The sequence below is a fragment of the Planococcus chinensis genome, assembly GCF_020071995.1.
Lineage (GTDB): Bacteria > Bacillota > Bacilli > Bacillales_A > Planococcaceae > Planococcus > Planococcus chinensis_A.
On sequence record NZ_JABWTK010000015.1, the window covers coordinates 1 to 22,483 of the forward strand.

Here is a 22,483-nt window from a genome sequence, read left to right on the forward strand (position 1 = left end):
AGCGCAGAATATCAAAAAAATGACCCTCCTGCTTAACAGGAGGGTCTAAAAACTCGATGTTCAATTGATTTTTCATTCAAAAACAAAGAGCTTGATGGTCAAAACCTTAGTTTCTCAACAAGCTGAGGAGTTGTCCCAAAAGTAATTTGGGACAACTCCTTTGCGACGAAGCTAGCGTAGCGATGCAACGGTTTTTCATGTCTCGAAGCTAGCGCAGCGATGCAGAGACAGGAGCAATAGTACTCCCAACGCTTTATTAGAAGCAGGGAGCTGTCCAATAAGTCTGATATTCGACTTATTGGACAGCTCCTTGTAAACAAACAGTTCATTTATTGGCTCTTCAGTTCTTCCAAATCCATAGCCGGTCCAAAGAATTCGTAATGGATCCGGCTGTCATCCATGCCGATATTGCGCAGTTCTCGAATCATGCTGACCATGAACGGCACCGGTCCGCAAACATAGGCATCTCCGGCGGGATCTACATGTTCTTCCAGCATCGCCCGGGTAATAAAGCCGTTTTCCTCGTCGGAATAGACGGTGCTGTAGGAAGCGTTCTCCATCCGGTTGACAAAGCTTTTAATGTCTTCATCAAACGCATGCTGGTTTCGGTTCCGTGCCCCGTGAAGAAAGACCGTCGGGCGTTCCGGCGTCGAAGTGGCAACGGTTTCGAACATGCTCATCATCGGTGTGATGCCGACGCCTCCGCTGATAAAAGCGACCGGTGTCGTTTTGGAAGCATCGAGGACAAACACGCCGGCTGGTGCACTGACTTCTAGCCGGTCGCCTTCGTTTACTTGTTTATGAAGGTAAATCGAAACGATTCCGTTCGGGTCATTGTCGGCTTCCCGTTTGACGGAAATGCGGAATTCATCCGGCTTGGATGCCTGGGATAAGCTATACTGCCGAATCATCGTATATTTTTCTCCAGGGATGGACACGCGCACCGAAATGTATTGGCCTGGTATATAGGTCGGCACATTGGAGCCGTCCGCTGGTTTTAAATAAAACGAAGTGATGACGTCGCTTTCTTTTACTTTGCGCGCTACAACAAAGTCCTTGAAATAATTCCAGCCGTTCTCTTGTTCGGCTGTGGTCTGGTACATGCTCTTCTCGACGCTGATAAAGGCATCGGCAATCACGCCGTAGGCATCAGACCAGGCTTGAATAATCTCATCGGTGGCCGCATCTCCGAGCACTTCTTTCATTGCAATCAGCAGATGGGCGCCGACAATCGGATAATGTTCCGGCTTCACGCCCAGGCTGACGTGCTTATGGGCAATTTGAATAACGGCAGGCATGATTTCCTCTAAATTGTCGATGTGGACAGCTGCTGCATAAACGGTTTTTGCCAACGCCGTCTGCTGGCGTCCCTGTGCCTGGTTCGCGTGGTTGAAAATGTTCAGCAATTCCGGATGTTCCTCAAACATTCTGCTGTAAAATCGGGTGGTAATGGCAACGCCGTGATCTTCAAGGACGGGGGCAGTGGATTTGATAATCATTCGAGTTTCGGGTGATAACATAATCGATCCGCTCCTTTTCGATTTTATTTGCACGCAAATTAACGTCTGTTCTCAACAAGTCTCAATTTCTTTTCTGAAGGTCACTTAGCGGCTATAATGAATAGGCAGGGAAGGTGAAAAAATGAGACTGACAATGTACACCGACTACTCATTGCGCGTATTGATTTACTTGGCTTCAACAGAAGAAAATAAGCTTTCGACGATTCAGGAAATTTCTGATGCTTACAATATATCGAAAAACCATTTAATGAAAGTTACTTTTGAACTCGGCAAAGCCGGCTTTATCCACACCGTCAGAGGACGGGGAGGCGGCATCCGCTTGGCAGACCTTCCAGAGAATATCAACATCGGTACCGTCGTCCGGCGCATGGAAGACGATTTCCATTTAGTTGAATGCTTTGATATGGAACATAACCGCTGCCCGATTGCGCCGGTCTGCGGACTGCGCGGTGTGCTCGGAAAAGCGCTGCATGCTTATCTGGCAGTACTGGACGAATACACGCTGGAAGATTTGCTTTTCAATAAAGAAGGCCTCCGCGCGATTTTGCAACCTTAAAAAAACGGCTCAAATAAATGAGCCGTTTTTTTGTATTCTATAATTGAAGCGTTTGCGGCTCTTTGCCTTTTTTATTGATCAGGCGGGCACGATCCGGTTTGATGGCTAAAATGACAAGATTCGGATCATCCGGTCCGGAGAACCAGCCTTCCAAATGTTCGTTCCATACTTTATCAATCATGCTTTGGTCATCGTGAACACCCATCGTGCCTTCAATTTCAAGGAACGCATCTCCGACGCCTTGGCCTTCATAGCCTAACAGGATGTGCGCATGGGGATTGGCTTCAAGCTCGTCGACTTTTTGAGTTTGTTTGTTGGTTGCGGTGTATAAAGTGAATTCATCGTTGAAAAACGTCATGTAACGGGAATGCGGCTTATCGCCTTTCACCGTTGATAAAATACCAACATGGCTTTCCTCTAAAATTTTCAAGGCATTCTGCTTCAATTCTTCCTGATTCATCCTCTTCACTCCTTTAGTAGTTTGCTGCTCTTTATCTATATTCCTGTTTAAAATCTTGCTAAACATTAGAAGCTGTAAATCATCGGAAGATCGGAGTATCTGCCAAAGCAAAACAAAAAGGCCTGCTGGGAAGCAGGCCTTTAAACGGGTTCTACAATTTTCGGGTTTCGGCTGAATATGCTTGGCAGCACCATGCCGAATAATATAACGAAGATGCCGACTACTTGAAGAATCGTCAAAGTTTCATTCAAGACCAGAACCGAAGCGATAACGGCTACCGGCAGTTCCATAGCGCTTAAAATGGAAGCGAGCCCGGAGCCGACATGCGGCACGGCAATCGAGAAAAAGCAGATGGGCATGATAATGCCGAAAAATCCGAGCAACAAGCCATATACCCACAGGCCTTCATTAAAGAGCTGTCCGTTCCAGACGATTTCCGGTGTCTGGAAAATCGAGATCACAATAGCGGCCGCGAAAGAAACAAAAAACAAACGGGTCGTAGTATCCATGCCTTCGACTTTTATGCCGTTGACAAACATAAAGGCAGAAAAACAGAATGCCGCTCCGATGCCCCAAGCCCATCCTTGCCAAGGGATGCTGCTGAGATCTGCGTCAATAACTCCCGCAGCAAGTATTGTGCCGCCGAACAATAAAACCAATGAAACGGCTTCGGTGCGTTTCAGCCATCGGCGGTGCACGATGCAATCCAGGAACATGCCGATCCAGGTGAATTGGAATAGCAGGACGACTGCGAGGGAAGCGGGCAAATAGACGAGGGATTGCCCGTACACCATTCCGGTTGCAGCGGTGAACGTGCCGGACAACGCCAATACTTTCCAGCCGCGCAGGCGGGGGATTTTTCGTTTCGTAAAGAGCAGCAGCAACACTGCAAGTGCAAAGCCGATAAAGTATTGGCTTGTTACCGCTTCAGCCGCGGTAAATCCGTTGGCCATGGCCACTTTGATAATCGTTGAAAGGATGCCGTAACAGCTTGCTGCTACCACAACCATAAGAGGGTAAATCCAATTTTTCATTCGTAAGGTCACTCCTGTTCATTCAAGAATCATAACACAGAAAAACCGCATGGTGGGCACCATGCGGTTCTTCAGAAAAGTAGGTTAATTCTGAGCATTAATCCGGGAAGAGCTTGTCGCTTCCAGAACTGTCTTTTGTCGAACGTTTATTTTCTTCATCGTCCATATTTTCTTTTAGATCCTCTAAAGGAATGGCATCGACAGTCTCTTCTTCTTTGAACATTTCGTGCATCGTTTCTTTATCTGTTTTGACCTGTTCCGGATTATCTCTGGATGGCGTATCTCTTGTTTCGCGGTTTTCTTCATTGAAAGGTTTTTTGTCTGTCATGAGAAGCACCTCTTTCTAAATGTCATTAGTTTTGTATTCCTCAAATGGCTTCACCTCAAACATGAGCTGCTTGCTGGTCTGTATGCTTTAGGTGACAGGAGAGGGTATGGTAAAATGAAAACAGAGAATGAAAGGAGTCAACACATGGAAACAAAACCGGCAATAAATGTAGGCGGCCTGCAATTTGCATGGGATCTGGAAGAAGGCCAATTCTTATTTGAAGGCCAGGATGCTGTGCTATTTTGGACCGCAAGTGCAATGAAAATGTTTTTTGATACGATAGAAGAAATTTCAGGAGAAGACGCAGCAAGCGTGGTATTGGAGACTACCGGTTTCCGCCAGGGCTTATTGGTCGGTGAATACTTTACCGGAATGAAAAACGTCAGCATTTCTGAAGCGGCGCATTTGATTACCAATACATATGCATCTGCAGGATGGGGAAGAGCAAGCATCCACGATTTGGATGAATCTGCAGGGACCCTCCAGGTGAATTTGAAAAACAGTTGGGAACATAAGATTAACGTAGCACAAGGGAAAAAAGAGGGCGGAAGATACTTGGCTGCGCATTACGCCGGCATCTTCACTTTGCTGTTAGGCCGCAATATTTGGTACCGCGTCCTGCATCACCAAATTGAGGGCCATCCGGAAACGGTCATTGAGTATTTCCCTTCCGAAAAAAATATTGAAGAAAATATTCACCGGCTTGCCCGCTTGAAAGAAGCCGAGCAAATCAGCCAATTGGAACGGCTGGTCGATGAAAAAACGGCAGAACTCAATGAACTGATCAAGGAAATTTCTTCGCCGATCATCCCGGTGCTTGAAGACATCGTGGTTGTTCCTTTGCTTGGAACTTACGACGAAGCACGGGCAGAAGAGCTCTTGGTCAAAACTTTGCAAAATCTTCCGAAGTATAAAGCAAGATATTTGGTGCTTGATTTAACCGGCTTAAACAATAATTTTACGCTTCATGCCGCAGCACTGATCGATAAATTGGGATCAACGGCTTCGTTGATCGGAACTGATACAATTTTGGTCGGCATTGCACCGAAAATGAGCATGGTGATTACCGAATCAGGTTTAAACCTTTCCAAATTCAACTGCTTCCAAACGCTGCAGCACGGCATTCACTACGCGCTGGCGCAAAATGGCCGCAGCATCATTTGAATAAAAAATAAGCGCCCGCAGGCGCTTATTTTTGTTCCACCGATTTTACAATCTCCACGATCACTTGTGTGGCTTTTTCCATGTTCTGTACCGAAATGAATTCGTACTGGCCGTGATAGTTTTCGCCGCCAGTGAAAATGTTCGGCGTTGGCAAGCCCATATACGACAATTGCGAACCGTCTGTTCCGCCGCGGACCGGTACGATATTCGGCTCGATTCCGAGCGCCTTCATGGCCGCTTCAGCTGCGTCCACAATTTCCATGACCGGTTCGATTTTTTCGCGCATATTATAGTACTGGTCTTCAACTTCAAGCTTAATGGCTTCTGTGCCATATTGCTCCTGCAGCTTCGCAGCTGTTTTTTGCATATGGCTTTTTTTCGCTTCGAAAGCGTCTTTGTCAAAGTCGCGGATGATGTACGAAAGAACCGCTTTTTCTACATCTCCTTTAAAGCTGTTTAAATGGATAAACCCTTCGTAGCCTTCTGTCAATTCTGGTACTTCGTTTTTCGGCATTTCTTCCTGGAAACGGATAGCGACGGTTTGGGCGTTGATCATCTTGTTTTTAGCAGAACCCGGATGGACGCTTTTCCCTTGGACCGTCAATTTGGCGGCAGCAGCGTTAAAGCTTTCATACTGCAGTTCGCCAAGCGGACCGCCGTCCATCGTATATGCGAAGTCAGCAGCAAAACGGCCGACGTCGAATTTATGCGGCCCGCGCCCGATTTCTTCATCCGGCGTAAACGCCACGCGGATTTTGCCGTGCTTAATCTCCGGATGTTGGATCAAATATTCCATCGCCGTCATGATTTCAGCGACGCCCGCTTTATTGTCAGCGCCAAGCAAGGTCGTGCCGTCGGTTGTAATAAGCGTGTGGCCGACGTAATTTTTCAAGTCCGGGAAGTCGGAAACCGCCATTGTGACGTTTGAACTCAATTGAATATCGTTGCCGTCGTAGTTTTCGATGCGCTGCGGATTGACGTTTTTTCCGGTGAAATCTGTCGCAGTATCCACATGCGCTAAGAAGCCGACCACCGGCAATTCTTTGTCGGTATTGGACGGCAAGGTGCCGAACAGGTAACCGAATTCGTCCATGCCGACATCTTCCAGACCGATATCGTTCATTTCCTTTTCCAATACGTTCAGTAAATCCCACTGGCCGAGTGTTGATGGCGTTTCGGTGCTTTCAAAATCAGATTGTGTATCGATTTTTGCATAACGAACCAAGCGTTCAATTAAAGCTTCAAACATGTGCAGTTCCCCCTAAGATATGTATTCTCTTTATTTTAGCACGAAAAAAGAGAATTTTGGAAATACGCTCGGTTGAAGGGAAGATATGCACAGTAAAGGTTAAAATACGCCCAGTTGCATCTAAAATACGCCCAGTTGAGGTTGAAATACGCTTCTGCAATAAAAAAAGGCAGCGAACTTCGCTGCCTTTCCTTTATTTCTTGCTATTCTTCTCAATCAACGACTGCGCGTGTGCTTGTTTTACTTCTTCAAGCAAGGCAGCATCCGTCAACAGGCGGTATCCCGTATTCGCCAATGCTTTCGCGCCGCGAACCAATGCTTCATTGCCGGCATCGGACTTGGCCGCTTCACGGAATTCAGCAGTATGGGCAATCAAGTCATCCGGACCGATCTTGATGTACGGATGAGCCGTCGGCACTTCGTAGCTGATGTTGCCGGCATCCGTTGAACCGAGTCCTTTCGAGCGGGACGCGGCGACTTCTTCGCCGACCGCCAGCAGTTCTTCGCGCACAATTGCATCCAAGGCATCGGTCAGCACCAGATCTTTCACTTCGTTCTGGAACCGCTCAATTTTGACCGTTGCTCCAGTGGCAAGGGCAGCGCCTTCAGCAATGGACCGGATTTTTCGTGCGGTGTCTTCGGTCTTCTTCCAGGAATCGGCTCGGATGTAAAAACGGGCCGAAGCGTATTCCGGGATGATGTTCGGCGCATCGCCGCCGTGCGTGATGATGCCATGGACGCGGGCATCAGACGGCAACTGCTGGCGCAAGGCATTGATGCCGTTGAACAATTGAAGCGCCGCATCGAGTGCATTGATGCCTTCTTCAGGAGAAGCTGCGGCATGCGCCGGCTTGCCGTAAAAATGAAAATCAAGCGGGTCGACCGCGAGGGAAGGGCCGGTGATGGCCGATTTCCCGGATGGATGGATCATCAATGCAGCATCAATTCCTTGAAGCAGTCCGTGTTTTACAAAACTTCCCTTGGCGCTGCCGTTCGGTCCGCCTTCTTCGGCCGGCGTCCCGAGCACCACGACGCGTCCGCCCGTAGAAGAAAAAGTTTCCGAAAGGGCAATCGCCGCTGCGACACTGGTCGTACCGATAATATTATGGCCGCAAGCATGTCCGAGGCCCGGCAAGGCATCGTATTCAGCAAGGTAAGCAATCGTCGGACCTGGAAGCGCGCTTTCTTTGCTGGCAAAAAATGCGGTCGCATGTCCGGCAACGCCCGTTTCAACAGTGAAACCGGCAACCTCCAGCAACTCCACTAAAGTGGCGCTGGCAAACACTTCTTCATTGCCGATTTCCGGTTTGGCATGGATGGCCTGGCTGGTGGCGATATACTCTTCGCGTTTTGAGTCGATGGCCTGGGAAATGGTTAAGGCTGCTTCTTGGATAGCTGTCATTGATGTTCCTCCTCAGGGTTTATTGGTAATCCACTAGTTCTTCTACAGGGACGAATGTCGGGATTTGAGCGCCTTTTGTATGTTCTTTGATAAATTCAGCAGTATCGTCTTGCTGGTACAATTCAACAATCTTCAAGAAATCCGGGTCGTCTGCATTTTCTTTGCTTGCCGCAATCAAGTTGATGTAAGGTGCTGCTGTTTCGCTTTCACGGGCAATCGGGTCTGTTGTCGGATTCAATCCGGCATCTACGGCAACGCCGTTGTTGATGATCGAAGCGGCAACATCAGCCATCGCACGCGGCGTTTGGCCGGAGATCATCGGCACCAATTCGATGTTTTTCGGGTTCTCGATAATGTCGTCGGCAGTGCCAGTCAAACCGGCATCATCCGATAATTTGATCAAACCGGCTTCCTGCAGGAGCAATAAGCCGCGTCCCATATTTGTCGCTTCGTTCGGCAAAGCAATTTGAGCGCCGTCCGGCAGTTCGTCGATGGACTTGTACTTTTCAGAGTAAAGGCCCATTGGAGCAATAACAGTAGAACCGATCGGTACGATATCCAATTTATGTTCAGTAACAAATTCATCGAAATAAGAAATGGTCTGGAATGCATTCAAATCCAATTCACCTTCAGCAAGCGCCATGTTCGGTGCTACATAGTCAGAGAAAGTAACAATTTCAATTTCGATGCCTTCTTTTTCGGCTTTTTCGCCGATATAATCCCAGATGGTTGTATCAGAGCCGCTGATGCCGAGTGTGACTTTTCGGTTGCCGTCGGCGCCTTCTTCATCGCCGCCTCCGCATGCTGCCAAAATCAGAACCAGTGCGGCTAATAGTAAAAGGGAAGTTAATTTCTTCATGTTGTAATTCCTCCAATGTTTGTTTTTGAATTTGTTTTTTAACTCCGGCGTACGCGTTTTGATAAAAGGTTTCCAAGCGACTGCACGCCTTGGACAAGGATCACCAGGATGGCGACGGTAATGACCATGACCAATGTGTCAAAGCGCTGGTAGCCGTAAGTGATGGCCAAGTCCCCAAGGCCTCCGCCTCCGATGGCTCCGGCCATAGCGGATGCACCGATCAAACCGACAATCGCAATGGTCAATGCCAGGACAAGTGAGCTCAACGCTTCCGGAATCAAAAAGCGGAAGATGATTTGAGCGGGTGTAGCGCCCATTGCCTGCGCCGCTTCGATGACGCCTTTATCCACTTCAAGCAAGGAGTTTTCGATCAAGCGTGCGATATACGGCCCAGCATAAAACACTAAAGGCACGATGGCAGCTGCTGTACCGATTGACGTACCGACGATCAGGCGGGTCAGCGGAATAATGGCAACCATCAAAATGATGAACGGCACAGAGCGGAAAATGTTAATGATGATGTTCAGTACTTTTGAAACCGGCTCGTTTGCCAATAAATGCCCTTTGCGGGTGACGACCAGCAAAATTCCGAGCGGGAATCCGATGATCAATGAAAAAAGAAACGAAGCACCTGTCATATAAACGGTTTCCCAAAGGGCTTCCAGAATTTGTTCGTTATCAACTAGCATAGTTCTTAACCTCCTCTACCTTGACCGTGTCGCTGCGAATCGCTTTTAGCGCTTGCTCGATTTCAGCCGACGATCCTGAAAACTCGACGATCAAATTGCCATAAGGAGCACCTTGAAGTTCAGTGATATTGCCAAATAGCACATTCAAATCCAAGTTGAATTCCCGCGATACCCGCGACATCAATGGCTGGCCGACCGATGGGCCAGTAAACTGGACCCGGTAAATGGTATGGCTGCGGTTTGGATCCTGGATTTGGTTCAGCAGCGATTCAGGCAGGTCGTCGTTCATAACAGAACGGACAAAACGCTGGGTCGTCGGCTGCTGAGGATTGGTGAATACTTCGAATACGCTGCCTTGCTCAATCACTTTGCCGGCTTCGAGAACCGCGACTTTATCGCAGATTTCCCGGATAACGCCCATCTCGTGAGTGATCAGCAAAATGGTGATATTGTATTCCCGGTTGATGCGGCGAAGCAATTCCAGGATGGATTGTGTTGTTTGCGGGTCAAGTGCGGATGTCGCTTCATCGCACAGCAGAACCGAAGGGTTGGTGGCAAGTGCACGCGCGATGCCGATCCGCTGCTTCTGTCCGCCGGAAAGCTGGTCCGGGTATTTCTGGGCCTGGTCAGCGAGTCCGACAAAATCAAGCAAGTCTTTCACTTGTTCTTTGATTTTGTTTTTTGGTGTGTTTGCCAGGATAAGCGGCATGGCCACGTTGTGATACACCGTTTTTGAATTCAGCAGATTGAAATGCTGGAAAATCATGCCGATGTCTTTCCGGGTTTTGCGTATTTCTTTGCTTGAAAGAGTGGAAATGTCTTTGCCGTGGATCAAAACCCGGCCGCTTGTCGGACGTTCCAGTAAGTTGACCGTCCGGATCAAGGAACTTTTGCCGGCGCCGCTGAAGCCGATGACGCCGTATATTTCACCCGTTTCGACAGTCAAGTCAATCCCGTTCAATGCGTGGATTTCCTGTTTGCCGGATTGGTAGGTTTTTGCAACCTTTTCGAATTGAATCATTTGTGTGCCTCCTCTTGCTGTCTAAACCTTTACTGTACACTTCCACTTTCTTTCAAAATGAACGAAAAAAAGCCTTCTTTTTTCTTATCCACAAGAAAAAAGAAGGCTTCAGAATGAAACCATCTCGTTCTCATCTTCCAAACGCAAAAGGCGTTTGCAGGAATTAGCACAGTGTCCGCATATAGCGAACCCGCTGCCGAAACGTCATAGGGCCTGTCCCTCGGTTTCTCTGGATAAGAAAGTGATGTACGTTATTCGATTTGTAATGTTTACTTTATTGTGAAATAAAGAATAAGTCAAGGACATCTTCCAAAAACTTTACTCAAGCAGAGAAAAGAAGCAAAAAGTCCTATATAAATCGGTCGTGTTAGGCGGATCCTGCCGGTTTCTTCCGAAATACCGCGGATACTTTCGTTTCTGTACCGTCTTTGATGCGAATAATGTTTTCAAGATGCTTCCAAACGGCCATAACAAACAAGGCAAAAGCAGTGGCAACTGGCCAAAGGCCTTCAGCCGGCCAATAAGCGATGGCAAAAAATATCCCGTATAAGACTAACACCCCAATCACCAAATAATCGGTGGCGAGTGCACCAAACACCAGCAGCAAGCCTCCGGCAAGCCCGAGTTTCCAGTCGAGCGCAAGCATGACGCCGATCACAGAGGCTGTTCCTTTCCCGCCGTCGAAGTTCATATAGAAAGGGAAGTTGTGTCCAAAGATGACACCGGCTCCGGCAAAGAACAAAAGCATCCAGATCGCGTCATCCGGCAAAGAAAAACTGTTCAGTAAAAGCCGGAATCCGATAACGGCGACAGCGCCCTTTAGGATGTCCAAAAAAGCCACAAGTGCGCCGTATTTCCAGCCAAGGACGATTGCCGCATTGGACGCACCGGAATTTTTTACGCCTTCTTTTTTGACATTGACGCCGGATAAAATCTGGGCAAGGGAAGAGCCATGAAGACAGCCGATTAAATAACCTGAAAAAAGTGCAATTGCAATCCATAAAATCATATTTTCTCACCTCTATATAGTAAACGGTTAAAAGAAGGAATGGTTTCGAAATTTTTAGAAAAGATAGACTTGACAAATTATTTTATTCTTTTTATACTACTCAACATGATGGAAAACTAAATCTGAATACTCTTATCAAGAGAGGCGGAGGGAATAGGCCCTATGATGCCCGGCAACCAACAAGCAATGCTTGGAAAGGTGCTAAATCCTACAGATCCGGCAAGATGGGATCTGGCAGATGAGAGGAGGCAATCCGTATACAACGGCCCTCTTCTTAATTGAAGGGGGCTTTTTTCTATTCCTCCTCAACCACGGTTTCCATCAAAAAAACCTTAGGAGGAAAACAAAATGACAAACTTTAAACCAGAAACGCTTTTATTGCACGGTGGACAACAACCGGATCCAGTGACTGGAGCGAGAGGGGTAGCCATCCATAAAACCACTTCTTATGTGTTTAAAAATACGGAGCATGCCCAAAACTTATTTGGATTGAAAGAACAAGGAAATATTTATTCGCGCATCATGAACCCGACAGTGGACGTCTTTGAACAGCGTGTGGCGCTTCTTGAAGGCGGGACTGCTGCAGTTGCCCTTGCCTCGGGAATGGCGGCCATTGCTTTTTCCATTCTGAACGTAGCGGAAGCAGGAGATGAAATTGTGGCGGACGGCAATCTGTACGGCGGTACATACAGCCTGTTTGCCAACACATTGCCGCGCTACGGCATCACGGCTAAATTTGTAGACGGAACGAACCCGGAAAACTTCCGCGCAGCCATTACGGACAAAACGAAAGCAATTTTCGGCGAAATTATCGGAAACCCAAGCTTGAACGTTTTTGATGTAGAAGCGGTAGCCGACATCGCCCATGAAAACCAAATTCCTTTATTGATTGACAATACCTTTGCCTCGCCTTACGGCAGCAACCCGATCGCATTCGGTGCAGACGTCGTCATTCATTCCGCGACGAAATGGATCGGCGGACACGGCACGACAATCGGCGGCGTCGTCGTGGACGGCGGCAAGTTCAACTGGAACAATTCGAGATTCCCGAACTACACAGAGCCGGATGAAAGCTACCACGGCATCCGCTACGGCATTGATGTGGAAGGCGCTTCGTTTGCAACGAAACTGCGCGTGCAGCTGCTTCGCGATTTCGGGCCGTCATTAAGTGCAGAAAGTGCCCATGCCTTCCTGCAGGGGCTGGAAACTTTGCATTTGCGCATCCCGCGCCATAACAGCAATGCGCGCTTGGTCGCGGAATATCTGAAAGACCACCCGCAAGTGGAGTGGGTGAACTACATCGGTTTTGAAGACCACCCGTCTCACCAGTTGGCGCAGAAATACTTGAAAGACGGCTACGGTTCTATCGTCAATTTCGGCGTGAAAGGCGGACGCGAAGCCGGGCGCAAAGTTATTGACAGTGTCGGTTTATGGTCGCATGTAGCGAATGTCGGCGATGCCAAATCCTTGATCATCCACCCGGCTTCGACGACGCATCAGCAATTGAAAAAAGAAGAACTGGAATTGTCAGGCGTTACGGAAGAATTGATCCGCTTGTCAGTAGGGCTTGAAAACCCGGATGATTTGATCGCTGATCTTGAACAAGCCATCCAGGCAGCAGTATTGGAAAACGTGTAAGGAGGGGACGGACATGACGACTGTATCCATAGGATCACTGACCTTAGAATCTACGGAAGTCTTGCATGATGTGGAGCTGGCCTATGAGCGCTGTGGAAAAGAAGGGGCTCCGGCCATCCTTGTCTGCCACGCACTGACAGGCGATCAGTTCGCTGTAGGCACTGCTGAAAATCCAGGTTGGTGGTCGGGGCTGATCGGGCCTGGCAAAGCTGTGGATACAGACGTTTTTCAAGTCATAACCTTTAACGTACTCGGAGGCTGCCACGGCTCAACGGGCCCAACGTCGATAAACCCAAAAACCGGAGAACCTTACCGGGCAGCGTTTCCGCTGCTTACTATACGGGATATGGTGCGTGCGGAATACGCGGCTTTGAAAGAACTCGGCATCTCTCATTTGACAGCAGTTCTTGGCGGGTCGCTCGGCGGGATGAAAACCTTGGAGTGGGGGCATTTGTATCCGGATTTTGTGGATGCCATCTTGCCGCTTGCAGTGACGCCGGCCTATAGCGATTACGGAGTAGCGTTCAATTGGATCGGCATCCAATCCATAGAAACTGATGCGCTTTTTGAGGACGGGAATTATGCAAATTCTGCGGATTTGAAAGGGTTCGAACTGGCCCGCATGGCGGCGATGGTCACTTACCGGAGCGGCAATTTGTTCGACCAGCGTTTCCGGCGCAGCACCAAAGAAGGACAGTTCCAGGTAGAATCATATTTGGACTACCAGGGGCAAAAACTGGCAAGGCGCTTTGATGCCAATAGTTACTTGATTTTGCTGAAAGCGATGAATACCCATGACGTGTCGCAGGAAAAAATCGACGTGGAAATCTTTGCCCTATCGTTCACCTATGATTTGCTGTACCCGAGCGAGCAGATGATTCCGTGGCTGAAAAGCATGCCAAATGCTTCCTGGGAAATCATTGAAACCCAGTTCGGGCATGACGGTTTCCTTGTGGAATTCGAAAAATGGGGAAGACTTATACAAAAGAAATTGAACAGCCTGGTTGTTCCTGAACTCATGCGATAAGCATGGGTTTTTTCTTTTGTGCAATGGATTCCAATTAACTTACAGTAGCCGAAAGTTCTCATTATGCAACAAATCTGCTGGTAATGCGTCTATAAAATAGAATATTCAAAATTTATAAAGGGGTGTATTTTATGGCTAGAAAGCTTTTTTTGGTTGGCAGCGCAGCAATGATGGCATTCGGCTTAGCTGCGTGCAGCGAAGCGAGCAGCAACGAAGATGTGCCAAAAAGCCATACAGAAGAACATTCAACTGAAACAGCAGAGGAAACAGCAGCAGTAGAGCCGGAACAGGAGGAAGCCGGAGAACCGGAAAGTGAGGCGGAAGCGGAAGAATCTGTGATCGATGACGAGCAAAAAGGAATGGCGATAGAAACATTGAAAGAAATCGTGAAAAACGCCAAATCTGGCATTGTCTATCGATTCTCTGATGGGTTTAAAGTAGGGGAAGCCACACGCGATGAAGTGTATGGAGCAATCGGCGAACCGGAGGAAAAAGTGGATGAATTCGATTTTTACCATGGTTCAATGGGGAATGCTTCTTATCAAATCGCCTATGACGAAAAAGATGTCATGAAGGAGGCACGCTATTTCGGCACCAATGTGGAACGCCAAACGAATCTTGGCGGCATCACGAAGGAAGATTTGCTTGAGCACATTGGAGAGCCGGTAGAAGAACGGGAAGTTTCAGCTACGGGTGAAACAAATCTTGTCTATCATACAGGTGATTACGAATTGCAGTTTATCATGGCGAAAGACGGCACAACAGATCACGTCAACCTTCTGAAAAAACAGTAGTGAAAAAAACAACACGGCCGGGAAAATTCCACGGCCGTGTTGTTTTATGCTTTTTTAATCTTCATCTTGAATATCGACATCGTCCGGAATCGGAGTGGCACGCCATTCTTCAAGGGCTTGTTTGGCTAGTTCCAGCTGCTGAAAATGTGTTTCGAATTGTGAGGTGTTGACCAAGTACTGCTCTCCGTCATGGACTGCGCGAATGCGGCCTTCAAGCACATAACTTAAAATTTGTTCTTCAGGCATCGACAGAAAAGCGGCAGTTTCCGGGATTGTCATATACATATGATCATCTCCTCTCTTTTCTTCTATTATAATTGATAAAGACAGCTATCTCAAAGCATTCATTTCATGATAAAGTGAAACTCAATTAATGGGGATTTTCTTCATCCCCATTGATTGTTAGTTGAACCAATCGGACTTTTACGGTCAGTGGATCTCCCGCTCGGAAAAGCGGGAATCTTACTGCCCGTTAAAGCGGGATAAAGTTACTACCATAATACGGAAAAAAGAGGTGTGGAATGTGAACTATTGGCCATATATCTGGGTACTCCTTGCGGCAATGCTTTGGGGCACGACGGGAACCGCGCAAAGTTTCATCGATGGAACGGCCCATCCCCTGACAATCGGGGCGCTGCGTTTGAGCATAGGAGGATTTACACTTTTGGCATTTGTGCTATGGACGAAAAAACTGAAGCTCCGCTCAATCCCGTGGAAAGCTGTCTTGTTGTCAGCAGCAACAATGGCACTGTTTCAACCTTTGTTTTTTTCCTCGGTCCAACTGACCGGAATTGCGATCGGTACGGTTGTCGCCATCGGCAGTGCACCGGTTTTTTCCGGAATTTTAGAATGGGCGGTGCTAAAAAGAAGGCCCGACCGTATTTGGAGCATGGCGACCGGCTTGGCGATTATCGGATGTTTGCTGCTGTTTGCTGATAAGGATGCACCGACGGTTGACCCGGCAGGCATTTTGCTCGCACTGGGTGCCGGGTTATCATTCGCGACTTACGCCGGTGTCAGCAAGAATGTACTGGAGAGTATGGACGCTGTGCCGGCAGTTGCGGTCATTTTCTCGTTAAGTGCACTGTATTTAATGCCCTTTTTATTCTTTTTTGATTTGTCATACATAACAGCAACGGAAAATATAGGCGTCATTTTATATCTGGGATTAGGAGCGACCAGCCTTTCCTATATTCTATTCTCCAGCGGCCTGAAACGTATTCCTTCTTCTTCTGCGGTAACCTTGTCGCTTGCTGAGCCGATGACAGCTGCGCTTCTGGGCGTTTTCATTGTCGGGGAAGTGCTGACAGGAATTGCCTGGATAGGCGTGCTGCTGCTTCTGGGCGGGATTTTGGTTTTGACGTTCGGCAGAAAAAAGGATGATTCAAAACGCAAAGCTCTTTCTACAGAATAGCTCAAGGTTTCTTAAGAATTTCTTCAGATTTATCCTAAGCTGTGCTTAAGAATTTTCTTTTACAATAGACTTCATAGAGGAAAGAGGTGCATACGATGGTGCATACGGTATTGGTAACAGACGATGATCAAGATATCCGGGACGGCATTGAAATATATTTGAAAAATGAAGGCTACCGTGTATTGAAAGCGGCCAACGGCTTGGAAGCGATCCAATTGCTTGAAGAAAATGAAGTGCATGTCATGATTCTCGATATCATGATGCCGAAAATGGACGGGATTTCAGCAACTTTTAAAATTAGGGAACAGCGCAATATCCCGATTATTATGCTAAGTGCAAAAGCGGAGGATTCCGATAAAATCCATGGCTTGTCAGTGGGGGCGGACGATTATGTCACAAAACCGTTCCATCCGATGGAGCTGGTAGCCCGCGTAAAATCTCAACTCAGACGCTACGTGACGCTTGGAAATTACGAGGATAAAACCCAGCGCATCGAAATAGATGGACTTGTACTGGATACGGATGCGAAAGATGTAACGCTCCATGGCGAAACAATCAAACTGACGCCGATTGAATTTAAAATAACAGAACTGTTCATGGCCAATGCCGGTCGTGTATTTTCAATCCATGAGATTTACGAACGTGTCTGGAACGAGCCGGCTTATAACGCTGAGAATATCGTGGCAGTGCATATCCGCAAAATCCGCGAAAAAATCGAAGCAGATCCAAAGAATCCGAGATACGTAAAGGTGGTGTGGGGCATTGGCTACAAAATGGAAAAATGATATCTGGTCAATAGTAGCGGTTATTTGTGCCTTGTTCAGCTTGCTCTACTGTTTTTCGTTTATTGTAGAATTTTTTTTCGTATCGCGATTTGAAGGATTGTTGGCTTCTCTCCGCAACTTATCAAAAGGGGCGGTTTAATCTATGAAGAAATGGTTTTGGTTATTAATGGCATCCCTTGTTTTGATCGGCATATTCAGTGTCATGGAACTTGGGCAGAAATACTTGGGGAAATCCTACACGGACACTCTGGATTTCGAGAACGATTTTTCCTCTTTTACAGATCGTCTGATTGCCTTGGAATTGGATCCGCTATCATCCGATGAGGCGGTGCCGGTTGCTGCCGAAGAAATCGAGGAATACCGCAATCGCTATGGATCGCTCGCAGAACAAATTCTCAGCATCCAAAATCAATACGCAACCGATATTGAAGACGCGGCTTCAACAGGCAATAAAAGCCTAGAAGAAGCATTGACGCAAGAGCGGGACATGAAAATCAAAGAAATCCGTAATAATTTTTCAGACGACGAAACAGTCATCAAAAAAATAGAAGAAGAGCGCAAAGATGAGATTGAAAGGATAATCCGTGAACATAGAAGCGAACGAACTTCTTTCCTTGAAGGGTCGCAACACTACGTATACGAACTGACAAATTCGGAAACCGGAGAAACGTTTACAAAAGGAGATCTTTCTGGAAATCCCTATTTTGAAAAGACGTATTCGGCCAGCAACCCTTTAAGTGCCGAATCGGCTCTTTACACAACAAATTTCGGCACTGAAATTAAATCAGATGCCAACTTTGTTGGAACGATTCAAATTGACCGGTCATTGCTGGCGGCTTCGAGCCATGGAAAAAGTTTTATGCATTTCACAGCTGTTAAAAGCATACTATACGGATTTGCTGCATTAGCAATTGCAGGAGGGGTCCTCTTATGGACCCATCTGCGGTTTGATCTGAACTGGTTCACCGGGATGCGCCTTTACGAGAAATGGCTTGGCTTAACAATGGATGTCCGTTTTTTACTGGTGTTTTTATCATCATTTTCCGGACTGTATGCAGTGACAAAGCTTTTCCGGTCATTGATGACTATCGGGTTTTCTGATCCTGTTGGTTTTGGCTTGGACTTCGGTTGGAAACTGGTTGTCGCCCTTGTATTAATCGGAGTGTCTCTTTTGCAGATTATCTGGTTGTTTGCTTATTACAGAAAAGCGGAATTGCTGAAATATGAGTTCCAGCAAAGCCTTGTCCTCCGCAACATACGGAACGCGAAAGAGGCCTTCCTGAATAAATCGATCGGTGTCCAGAGCTTAGTTCTGCTTACGATCGTCTTTATATGGGGAGCAGGAACCGTAATGGCGCTTGTCTATCCACCCCTATTCCTTGTGTGGATACCGGCTTCATTGTTTATCGGGCTTCCTGTGATTTTGCTGCAGATGAAGCGTTTCGGCTATTTGAATGTGTTGATGATGCAAACAGAAGCAATCGTCAACGGACATTTGAACCAGGAGCTTCCGGTCCGCGGCAAATCGCCTTTGGCCCAGCATGCCAAACAGCTGAACCAGTTGAAAGAAGGCGTCCGCTTGTCCATGTCGGAGCAGGCGAAAAGCGAGCGGATGAAGACAGAATTGATCACCAATGTCAGCCATGATCTGCGAACGCCTCTGACTTCGATCATCACTTATACCGATTTGATGAAAACGCCTCATTTGTCGGACGAAGAACGCATATCCTATGCAGAAATTCTGGACCGCAAATCGCAGCGTCTGAAGACGTTGATCGAAGACTTGTTTGAAGTTTCCAAGATGGCCAGCGGCAATATGGAACTTCATTGCAGCCGTATTGACTTAAACCAATTGCTCCAGCAGGCGCTTGCCGAACATGCAGAAGACATTGAACTTTCAGGACTGGATTTCCGTATTGCCCATCCCAATAAACCGGTCTATGCACAAGTGGATGGCCAAAAATGGTGGCGGGTGCTCGATAATTTAATTTTGAATGCCATTAAATATGCACTGCCTGGTACACGGGTATATGTATCGCTTGAAGAAATGGATGGACAAGCAGAATTTACGATAAAAAACATCACGCGCTATGAACTTGGCGAAAACACGGATGAATTGTTTGAGCGTTTTAAGCGCGGTGATGAATCCCGGCAGACGGATGGCTCCGGACTCGGGCTTGCCATTGCCCAATCAATCGTCGAACTTCATGGAGGCGCCATGAAAATTGAAGTGGACGGGGACTTGTTTAAAGTGATGGTTGCGATTCATACTGTATAAATAAAAACAGCGATTCCGGTTTTGTGGAATCGCTGTTTTTATATTTAATGAAAAAGGAGTATAGCTTTTTGTTTCATGTCCAGACTCCAGCGCCTAGCCCCTCGAGACGCTTCAGGCTGGCCTGCGATGGCAGAAAGCGCCATCACTGGCCAGCCTTCCAGCGCTTGTCGAGGCTAAACAAGGCGCTTGCGCTTTTCTTATTGCGGAGGAGAGACCAGTTTGTGCTGGAAGGCGTAAATGACGGCTTGGGTACGGTCGTGGACTTCCAATTTTGAGAGCAGGTTGCTGACATGGGTTTTGACAGTTTTCAGAGCGATAAAGAGTTCATCTGCAATTTCCTGGTTGGTGTAGCCATTTGCGAGAAGCAGCAGGATTTCCATTTCGCGCTCGGTCAAATCTTCATGCAAGACCCGGTCATGGCGCATTTGCTTCATCATTTTGCTCATTACTTCAGGTTCAAGCACCGGTGTGCCGTTCATCGTTTCCCGGATGGAATCTGCAATGCGGGACGCTTTCGAGGTTTTCAGTATGTAGCTGACGGCTCCTGCTTTCAATGCAGGGTAAACTTTGTCGTCATCCAAAAAGCTGGTGACAATCATGATTTTCGCTTCCGGCCATTGGCGGATGATAGCTTCGGTGGCTTCTGCACCGTTCATGACCGGCATGACCATGTCCATCAAAATAACGTCTGGCCGGAGATCAAGCGCCAATTGGACCGCTTCTTCGCCGTTCACTGCTTCACCGACCACTTCCATATCGCTTTGCGACTGCAGATAGGCCGAAACGCCGATGCGCACCATTTCATGGTCATCAACCAATAAGATTCGAATCATGGGAAACCTTCCTTTCGATAGGGACTTTTACTTCCACAATGGTGCCTTCAGAAGGCACAGAAACAATTTTGCTGGTGGCGCCGATTTCAATGGCTCTTTCTTCAATATGCTTCAGCCCGTACGAAGTCGACTTCGACTGTTCACTCTCAAAACCGACCCCGTTGTCCTGGATGCGTAAAATGGCAAAGTCGTCGCGTTCAATGAATAAAATATGGACTTCGGTCGCTTTGGAGTGGCGCAGCGTATTCGACAGGGTTTCCTGGGCAATGCGGAACAGATGGTCTTCTGCGCCTTTTGGCAACGGCACTTCTTCAAGCTTGTGCTCAATGGTGAAATAAACTTTCTCTTTCAATTCGGAAACCAATTCAAACAAGCCTTGGCGAAGGCTTTTGTCGTGAAGCGCAGCCGGGCGCAAATGCAGGAGCAGGGCACGCATTTCAAGCTGGGCCTGCTGCACCATTTTTTCAGTCTGCAACAGGCCGGGAGAGGCCCCTTCCTGCTCGGTCATCGAAGACAGCAGCATCGATGCGGCAAATAATTGCTGGGAAACCGAATCGTGCAGTTCGCGAGCGAGCCGCTGGCGTTCCATAATCAGCCTTTCCTGAATGATTTGGTCCTGGGTCTCTGCCCGTTCGTTGGAAATGCGTGCCAGGCTCTTACGCTGGGATTCCAGCAGTTTCTGCAATTTCAGAATCGATAGGGACAACTGATTCGGCAAGGTTTTCATTTGGGCAGCTTGAATGACGGTCTGGTCTTCGTTGCGGAGAAGTGCCTGGAAAATGTCATCGAGTTCCTGCACTTTCGAACGCGACAGCGATTCCGACCACCAGGCAATTCCGGATGACAGGGCAAGCATCAAGACGATGATCCAAATGCCAAAAGGAAGGCCGGCAACAAAGTCTTCCCATAGCACCGACCACGTGCGTTCAGTCGGCAGTCCCAGCAGCACAATCAAAATACCGAATATGATGAGAGCAAATAAGCCCACGAAAAATAGGCTGCGCGGTAAGATCTGTTTCATCTGCGAATCACCTCAACATCACCCATCCAAGTGGAAATCGATATGACCAATTCAGTTTTGCTGTGCTCATTTTGAGTGTAACCGTCTTCTGCATGGATGGTGCCGTTCCAGATGCGTCTCTTTTCACCGGTGAAAAACTGGGCATCCCCCAAAAGCGTCGTGTAATAAATGCGCACCGGAATTTCGTAAGGCACCACGATTTTGACTTTGCCAAAGCCTTGGCGGATAGAAATCAAGGAAGTCTTTTTCGGAAGCACAGTCTGCGTTGCATCCACCAGCAAATCGCCGACAAATCCCTGTACGTGGATGTCTTTCCATTCATAGGCTTCGATGGGAGTGCTTTGGGCAGACAGGAATTTGTTCTGGATCAGGCCTTTATCGACGGTGCCCTGAATCGGCACACGCTGCTCCCACTCCTGGCCTTTCCATAAGCGCACGAGAAGATAGACCGCTATTGCAAAAATCATTAAACGCAAACTCCACATCGACAGCACGGAGATGCCAATCAGGATCAAGCCGGTCCACATATAGGTTTTTCGCGTTTTGGCGCTTTTATTCATTGCGTAATAAATCAGTCCGATACCAAGAAGAACCAAAAATACGCTGCCATTTCCGAAAAATGCAGCTTCTACGAATATGAGAAGTAAAGCGCTCAAGATGAAAAACGCCTGTTTGTTAGTTGTGAACTGTTGCATCGCAGTTTTGCCTCCTTCTTTGTAGCGGAAAAGCGAGAAGAAGGAATCCTTCTTCTCACTCTAGTTTAACCAATTTCCTTTTGCTGTGCGCTATTTTTTTCTAAAGCTTCCAGCCGGCGTTCCATGGCGGAGCGTTCGTGTTCCTCTTCAACTTTTGAGCCGAGCGTTTTGATATAAGAAGCCATGTCATCGTAAGATCCAAGGCGTTCCGCTGCAAGCTGGGGGTTCAGGACTTTGTCCATCTGATGATGGGCGCGTGTGGCATTTTCCTTGCCCATGAGCTGAAGCTGGCGGACTTTCATGTCTTTTACTTTGTGCTTCATTTCTTCGTAGCGCTGTTCAAGGCCAGTCAATTCAGCGAGATTTTCAGCGATGGTCTGTTCCAGTTCAGCGACGCGGTTAGAATAAGCAGCCACTTCCATTTCAGCAAAGGCAGACAAATCGCTTTCGCCGGAATTCTGTGCCAGTTCGAGCTGGGACTGCCTTTTGTCGAGCATAGCTGAAGCTTCTGCCAGTTCCTTTTCAAACTTGCTGTTGAGTTTAGCTTGGCGCTCCACCCATTTGCCGGTTTCCTCCGTTTGCTTTTCAGCTTCCACGATATAGCGGTTCAAGACCGCCAGCGGATTTTTCTGTTCCTTCTTTGATACGAGTGCGTCTACGTCTGTTGCGACTGCAAATTTCAAGCGTTCCCATAAAGATGCCATTTG

Annotated in this window: 23 protein-coding genes and 2 riboswitches; of the genes, 8 read left to right on the plus strand and 15 right to left on the minus strand. The window is 47.6% G+C overall.

All coding sequences use genetic code 11. From position 1 onward, the window contains the following. Positions 1 to 329: 329 nt before the first annotated feature. Entirely contained in the window at positions 330 to 1,520 is a 1,191-nt protein-coding gene (hmpA, locus tag HU147_RS17390) for an NO-inducible flavohemoprotein (protein ID WP_224077374.1), read from the minus strand. Between the two features lie 121 nt (positions 1,521 to 1,641). On the opposite strand from hmpA, the gene HU147_RS17395 reads away from it, so the two are divergent. Continuing rightward, the gene (locus tag HU147_RS17395) at positions 1,642 to 2,076 is read left to right on the plus strand and encodes an RrF2 family transcriptional regulator (protein ID WP_224077375.1); all 435 of its coding nucleotides are present in this window, start codon (positions 1,642 to 1,644) and stop codon (positions 2,074 to 2,076) included. A 37-nt stretch (positions 2,077 to 2,113) separates the two neighbouring features. Here the strand turns inward: HU147_RS17395 and HU147_RS17400 are convergent, their stop codons facing one another. The 3 genes from HU147_RS17400 to HU147_RS17410 form a co-directional block, all read right to left on the minus strand. Beyond that, positions 2,114 to 2,536 (minus strand): pyridoxamine 5'-phosphate oxidase family protein, encoded by a 423-nt coding sequence (locus HU147_RS17400; protein ID WP_036805609.1) that lies wholly within the window; start codon positions 2,534 to 2,536, stop codon positions 2,114 to 2,116. A gap of 140 nt (positions 2,537 to 2,676) precedes the next feature. After that, positions 2,677 to 3,570: an EamA family transporter gene (locus HU147_RS17405; protein ID WP_053165270.1), complete on the minus strand. Its 894-nt coding sequence runs from the start codon at positions 3,568 to 3,570 to the stop codon at positions 2,677 to 2,679. 97 nt (positions 3,571 to 3,667) lie between these two features. After that, entirely contained in the window at positions 3,668 to 3,898 is a 231-nt protein-coding gene (locus HU147_RS17410) for a hypothetical protein (RefSeq protein WP_036805620.1), read from the minus strand. A gap of 144 nt (positions 3,899 to 4,042) precedes the next feature. On the opposite strand from HU147_RS17410, the gene HU147_RS17415 reads away from it, so the two are divergent. Continuing rightward, complete coding sequence (locus tag HU147_RS17415; protein WP_224077376.1) at positions 4,043 to 5,062, plus strand: STAS domain-containing protein; 1,020 nt, start codon at positions 4,043 to 4,045, stop codon at positions 5,060 to 5,062. A gap of 25 nt (positions 5,063 to 5,087) precedes the next feature. Here HU147_RS17415 and pepT read toward each other — a convergent pair whose 3' ends face one another. The 6 genes from pepT to HU147_RS17445 form a co-directional block, all read right to left on the minus strand. Next, positions 5,088 to 6,311, minus strand: coding sequence for a peptidase T (pepT, locus tag HU147_RS17420; RefSeq protein ID WP_224077377.1), 1,224 nt, complete (start codon positions 6,309 to 6,311; stop codon positions 5,088 to 5,090). A gap of 193 nt (positions 6,312 to 6,504) precedes the next feature. Next, complete coding sequence (locus tag HU147_RS17425; RefSeq protein ID WP_224077378.1) at positions 6,505 to 7,713, minus strand: M20 family metallopeptidase; 1,209 nt, start codon at positions 7,711 to 7,713, stop codon at positions 6,505 to 6,507. 19 nt (positions 7,714 to 7,732) lie between these two features. Then, complete coding sequence (locus tag HU147_RS17430) at positions 7,733 to 8,572, minus strand: MetQ/NlpA family ABC transporter substrate-binding protein (protein ID WP_224077379.1); 840 nt, start codon at positions 8,570 to 8,572, stop codon at positions 7,733 to 7,735. 38 nt (positions 8,573 to 8,610) lie between these two features. Beyond that, the gene (locus tag HU147_RS17435) at positions 8,611 to 9,261 is read right to left on the minus strand and encodes a methionine ABC transporter permease (protein ID WP_224077380.1); all 651 of its coding nucleotides are present in this window, start codon (positions 9,259 to 9,261) and stop codon (positions 8,611 to 8,613) included. Next, positions 9,251 to 10,282 carry a methionine ABC transporter ATP-binding protein gene (locus HU147_RS17440; protein ID WP_224077381.1) on the minus strand — a complete coding sequence of 344 codons (1,032 nt, stop codon included), beginning with the start codon at positions 10,280 to 10,282 and terminating at the stop codon, positions 9,251 to 9,253. Before HU147_RS17440 ends, HU147_RS17435 begins: the two co-directional genes overlap by 11 nt. 127 nt (positions 10,283 to 10,409) lie before the next feature. Next, a riboswitch (SAM riboswitch) is annotated at positions 10,410 to 10,522 on the minus strand. 127 nt (positions 10,523 to 10,649) lie between these two features. Continuing rightward, positions 10,650 to 11,291, minus strand: coding sequence for a glycerol-3-phosphate acyltransferase (locus HU147_RS17445; protein WP_224077382.1), 642 nt, complete (start codon positions 11,289 to 11,291; stop codon positions 10,650 to 10,652). Between the two features lie 129 nt (positions 11,292 to 11,420). Further along, positions 11,421 to 11,536, plus strand: a riboswitch (SAM riboswitch). Between the two features lie 103 nt (positions 11,537 to 11,639). On the opposite strand from HU147_RS17445, the gene HU147_RS17450 reads away from it, so the two are divergent. The 3 genes from HU147_RS17450 (at position 11,640) to HU147_RS17460 (ending at position 14,750) form a co-directional block, all read left to right on the plus strand. Then, the gene (locus HU147_RS17450) at positions 11,640 to 12,929 is read left to right on the plus strand and encodes an O-acetylhomoserine aminocarboxypropyltransferase/cysteine synthase family protein (RefSeq protein WP_224077383.1); all 1,290 of its coding nucleotides are present in this window, start codon (positions 11,640 to 11,642) and stop codon (positions 12,927 to 12,929) included. Between the two features lie 13 nt (positions 12,930 to 12,942). Beyond that, a complete protein-coding gene (metX, locus tag HU147_RS17455; RefSeq protein ID WP_263427911.1) occupies positions 12,943 to 13,956 on the plus strand; it encodes a homoserine O-acetyltransferase MetX in 1,014 nt (337 codons plus the stop codon). Between the two features lie 131 nt (positions 13,957 to 14,087). After that, entirely contained in the window at positions 14,088 to 14,750 is a 663-nt protein-coding gene (locus HU147_RS17460) for a YjgB family protein (protein ID WP_224077385.1), read from the plus strand. Between the two features lie 54 nt (positions 14,751 to 14,804). Here HU147_RS17460 and HU147_RS17465 read toward each other — a convergent pair whose 3' ends face one another. Next, entirely contained in the window at positions 14,805 to 15,035 is a 231-nt protein-coding gene (locus tag HU147_RS17465; RefSeq protein WP_036805687.1) for a helix-turn-helix domain-containing protein, read from the minus strand. Between the two features lie 238 nt (positions 15,036 to 15,273). Here HU147_RS17465 and HU147_RS17470 point away from each other — a divergent pair, with 238 nt between their 5' ends. The 3 genes from HU147_RS17470 (at position 15,274) to HU147_RS17480 (ending at position 19,227) form a co-directional block, all read left to right on the plus strand. Then, positions 15,274 to 16,164, plus strand: coding sequence for a DMT family transporter (locus tag HU147_RS17470; protein WP_224077386.1), 891 nt, complete (start codon positions 15,274 to 15,276; stop codon positions 16,162 to 16,164). Between the two features lie 95 nt (positions 16,165 to 16,259). After that, complete coding sequence (locus HU147_RS17475; RefSeq protein WP_224077387.1) at positions 16,260 to 16,949, plus strand: response regulator transcription factor; 690 nt, start codon at positions 16,260 to 16,262, stop codon at positions 16,947 to 16,949. A 142-nt stretch (positions 16,950 to 17,091) separates the two neighbouring features. Continuing rightward, entirely contained in the window at positions 17,092 to 19,227 is a 2,136-nt protein-coding gene (locus HU147_RS17480; protein ID WP_224077388.1) for a sensor histidine kinase, read from the plus strand. A gap of 197 nt (positions 19,228 to 19,424) precedes the next feature. Here HU147_RS17480 and HU147_RS17485 read toward each other — a convergent pair whose 3' ends face one another. From HU147_RS17485 to HU147_RS17500, 4 genes are all read right to left on the minus strand, one after another. Further along, positions 19,425 to 20,060 carry a response regulator transcription factor gene (locus tag HU147_RS17485; protein WP_224077389.1) on the minus strand — a complete coding sequence of 212 codons (636 nt, stop codon included), beginning with the start codon at positions 20,058 to 20,060 and terminating at the stop codon, positions 19,425 to 19,427. Then, the gene (locus tag HU147_RS17490) at positions 20,038 to 21,081 is read right to left on the minus strand and encodes a sensor histidine kinase (protein WP_224077390.1); all 1,044 of its coding nucleotides are present in this window, start codon (positions 21,079 to 21,081) and stop codon (positions 20,038 to 20,040) included. Before HU147_RS17490 ends, HU147_RS17485 begins: the two co-directional genes overlap by 23 nt. Further along, a complete protein-coding gene (gene liaF / locus HU147_RS17495; RefSeq protein ID WP_224077391.1) occupies positions 21,078 to 21,776 on the minus strand; it encodes a cell wall-active antibiotics response protein LiaF in 699 nt (232 codons plus the stop codon). The genes HU147_RS17490 and liaF overlap by 4 nt, the downstream gene beginning before the upstream one ends. Positions 21,777 to 21,841: 65 nt before the next feature. Continuing rightward, the gene (locus HU147_RS17500; RefSeq protein WP_224077392.1) at positions 21,842 to 22,480 is read right to left on the minus strand and encodes a PspA/IM30 family protein; all 639 of its coding nucleotides are present in this window, start codon (positions 22,478 to 22,480) and stop codon (positions 21,842 to 21,844) included. Positions 22,481 to 22,483 lie beyond the last annotated feature (3 nt).

Excerpts from the sequence above, each read along its gene's own strand:
- hmpA (WP_224077374.1), bottom strand. The coding sequence starts at position 1,520 with ATGTTATCACCCGAAACTCGAATGATTATCAAATCCACTGCCCCCGTC.
- HU147_RS17395 (WP_224077375.1), top strand. The coding sequence starts at position 1,642 with ATGAGACTGACAATGTACACCGACTACTCATTGCGCGTATTGATTTAC.
- HU147_RS17400 (WP_036805609.1), bottom strand. The coding sequence starts at position 2,536 with ATGAATCAGGAAGAATTGAAGCAGAATGCCTTGAAAATTTTAGAGGAA.
- HU147_RS17405 (WP_053165270.1), bottom strand. The coding sequence starts at position 3,570 with ATGAAAAATTGGATTTACCCTCTTATGGTTGTGGTAGCAGCAAGCTGT.
- HU147_RS17410 (WP_036805620.1), bottom strand. The coding sequence starts at position 3,898 with ATGACAGACAAAAAACCTTTCAATGAAGAAAACCGCGAAACAAGAGAT.
- HU147_RS17415 (WP_224077376.1), top strand. The coding sequence starts at position 4,043 with ATGGAAACAAAACCGGCAATAAATGTAGGCGGCCTGCAATTTGCATGG.
- pepT (WP_224077377.1), bottom strand. The coding sequence starts at position 6,311 with ATGTTTGAAGCTTTAATTGAACGCTTGGTTCGTTATGCAAAAATCGAT.
- HU147_RS17425 (WP_224077378.1), bottom strand. The coding sequence starts at position 7,713 with ATGACAGCTATCCAAGAAGCAGCCTTAACCATTTCCCAGGCCATCGAC.
- HU147_RS17430 (WP_224077379.1), bottom strand. The coding sequence starts at position 8,572 with ATGAAGAAATTAACTTCCCTTTTACTATTAGCCGCACTGGTTCTGATT.
- HU147_RS17435 (WP_224077380.1), bottom strand. The coding sequence starts at position 9,261 with ATGCTAGTTGATAACGAACAAATTCTGGAAGCCCTTTGGGAAACCGTT.
- HU147_RS17440 (WP_224077381.1), bottom strand. The coding sequence starts at position 10,282 with ATGATTCAATTCGAAAAGGTTGCAAAAACCTACCAATCCGGCAAACAG.
- HU147_RS17445 (WP_224077382.1), bottom strand. The coding sequence starts at position 11,291 with ATGATTTTATGGATTGCAATTGCACTTTTTTCAGGTTATTTAATCGGC.
- HU147_RS17450 (WP_224077383.1), top strand. The coding sequence starts at position 11,640 with ATGACAAACTTTAAACCAGAAACGCTTTTATTGCACGGTGGACAACAA.
- metX (WP_263427911.1), top strand. The coding sequence starts at position 12,943 with ATGACGACTGTATCCATAGGATCACTGACCTTAGAATCTACGGAAGTC.
- HU147_RS17460 (WP_224077385.1), top strand. The coding sequence starts at position 14,088 with ATGGCTAGAAAGCTTTTTTTGGTTGGCAGCGCAGCAATGATGGCATTC.
- HU147_RS17465 (WP_036805687.1), bottom strand. The coding sequence starts at position 15,035 with ATGTATATGACAATCCCGGAAACTGCCGCTTTTCTGTCGATGCCTGAA.
- HU147_RS17475 (WP_224077387.1), top strand. The coding sequence starts at position 16,260 with ATGGTGCATACGGTATTGGTAACAGACGATGATCAAGATATCCGGGAC.
- HU147_RS17480 (WP_224077388.1), top strand. The coding sequence starts at position 17,092 with ATGAAGAAATGGTTTTGGTTATTAATGGCATCCCTTGTTTTGATCGGC.
- HU147_RS17485 (WP_224077389.1), bottom strand. The coding sequence starts at position 20,060 with ATGATTCGAATCTTATTGGTTGATGACCATGAAATGGTGCGCATCGGC.
- HU147_RS17490 (WP_224077390.1), bottom strand. The coding sequence starts at position 21,081 with ATGAAACAGATCTTACCGCGCAGCCTATTTTTCGTGGGCTTATTTGCT.
- liaF (WP_224077391.1), bottom strand. The coding sequence starts at position 21,776 with ATGCAACAGTTCACAACTAACAAACAGGCGTTTTTCATCTTGAGCGCT.
- HU147_RS17500 (WP_224077392.1), bottom strand. The coding sequence starts at position 22,480 with ATGGCATCTTTATGGGAACGCTTGAAATTTGCAGTCGCAACAGACGTA.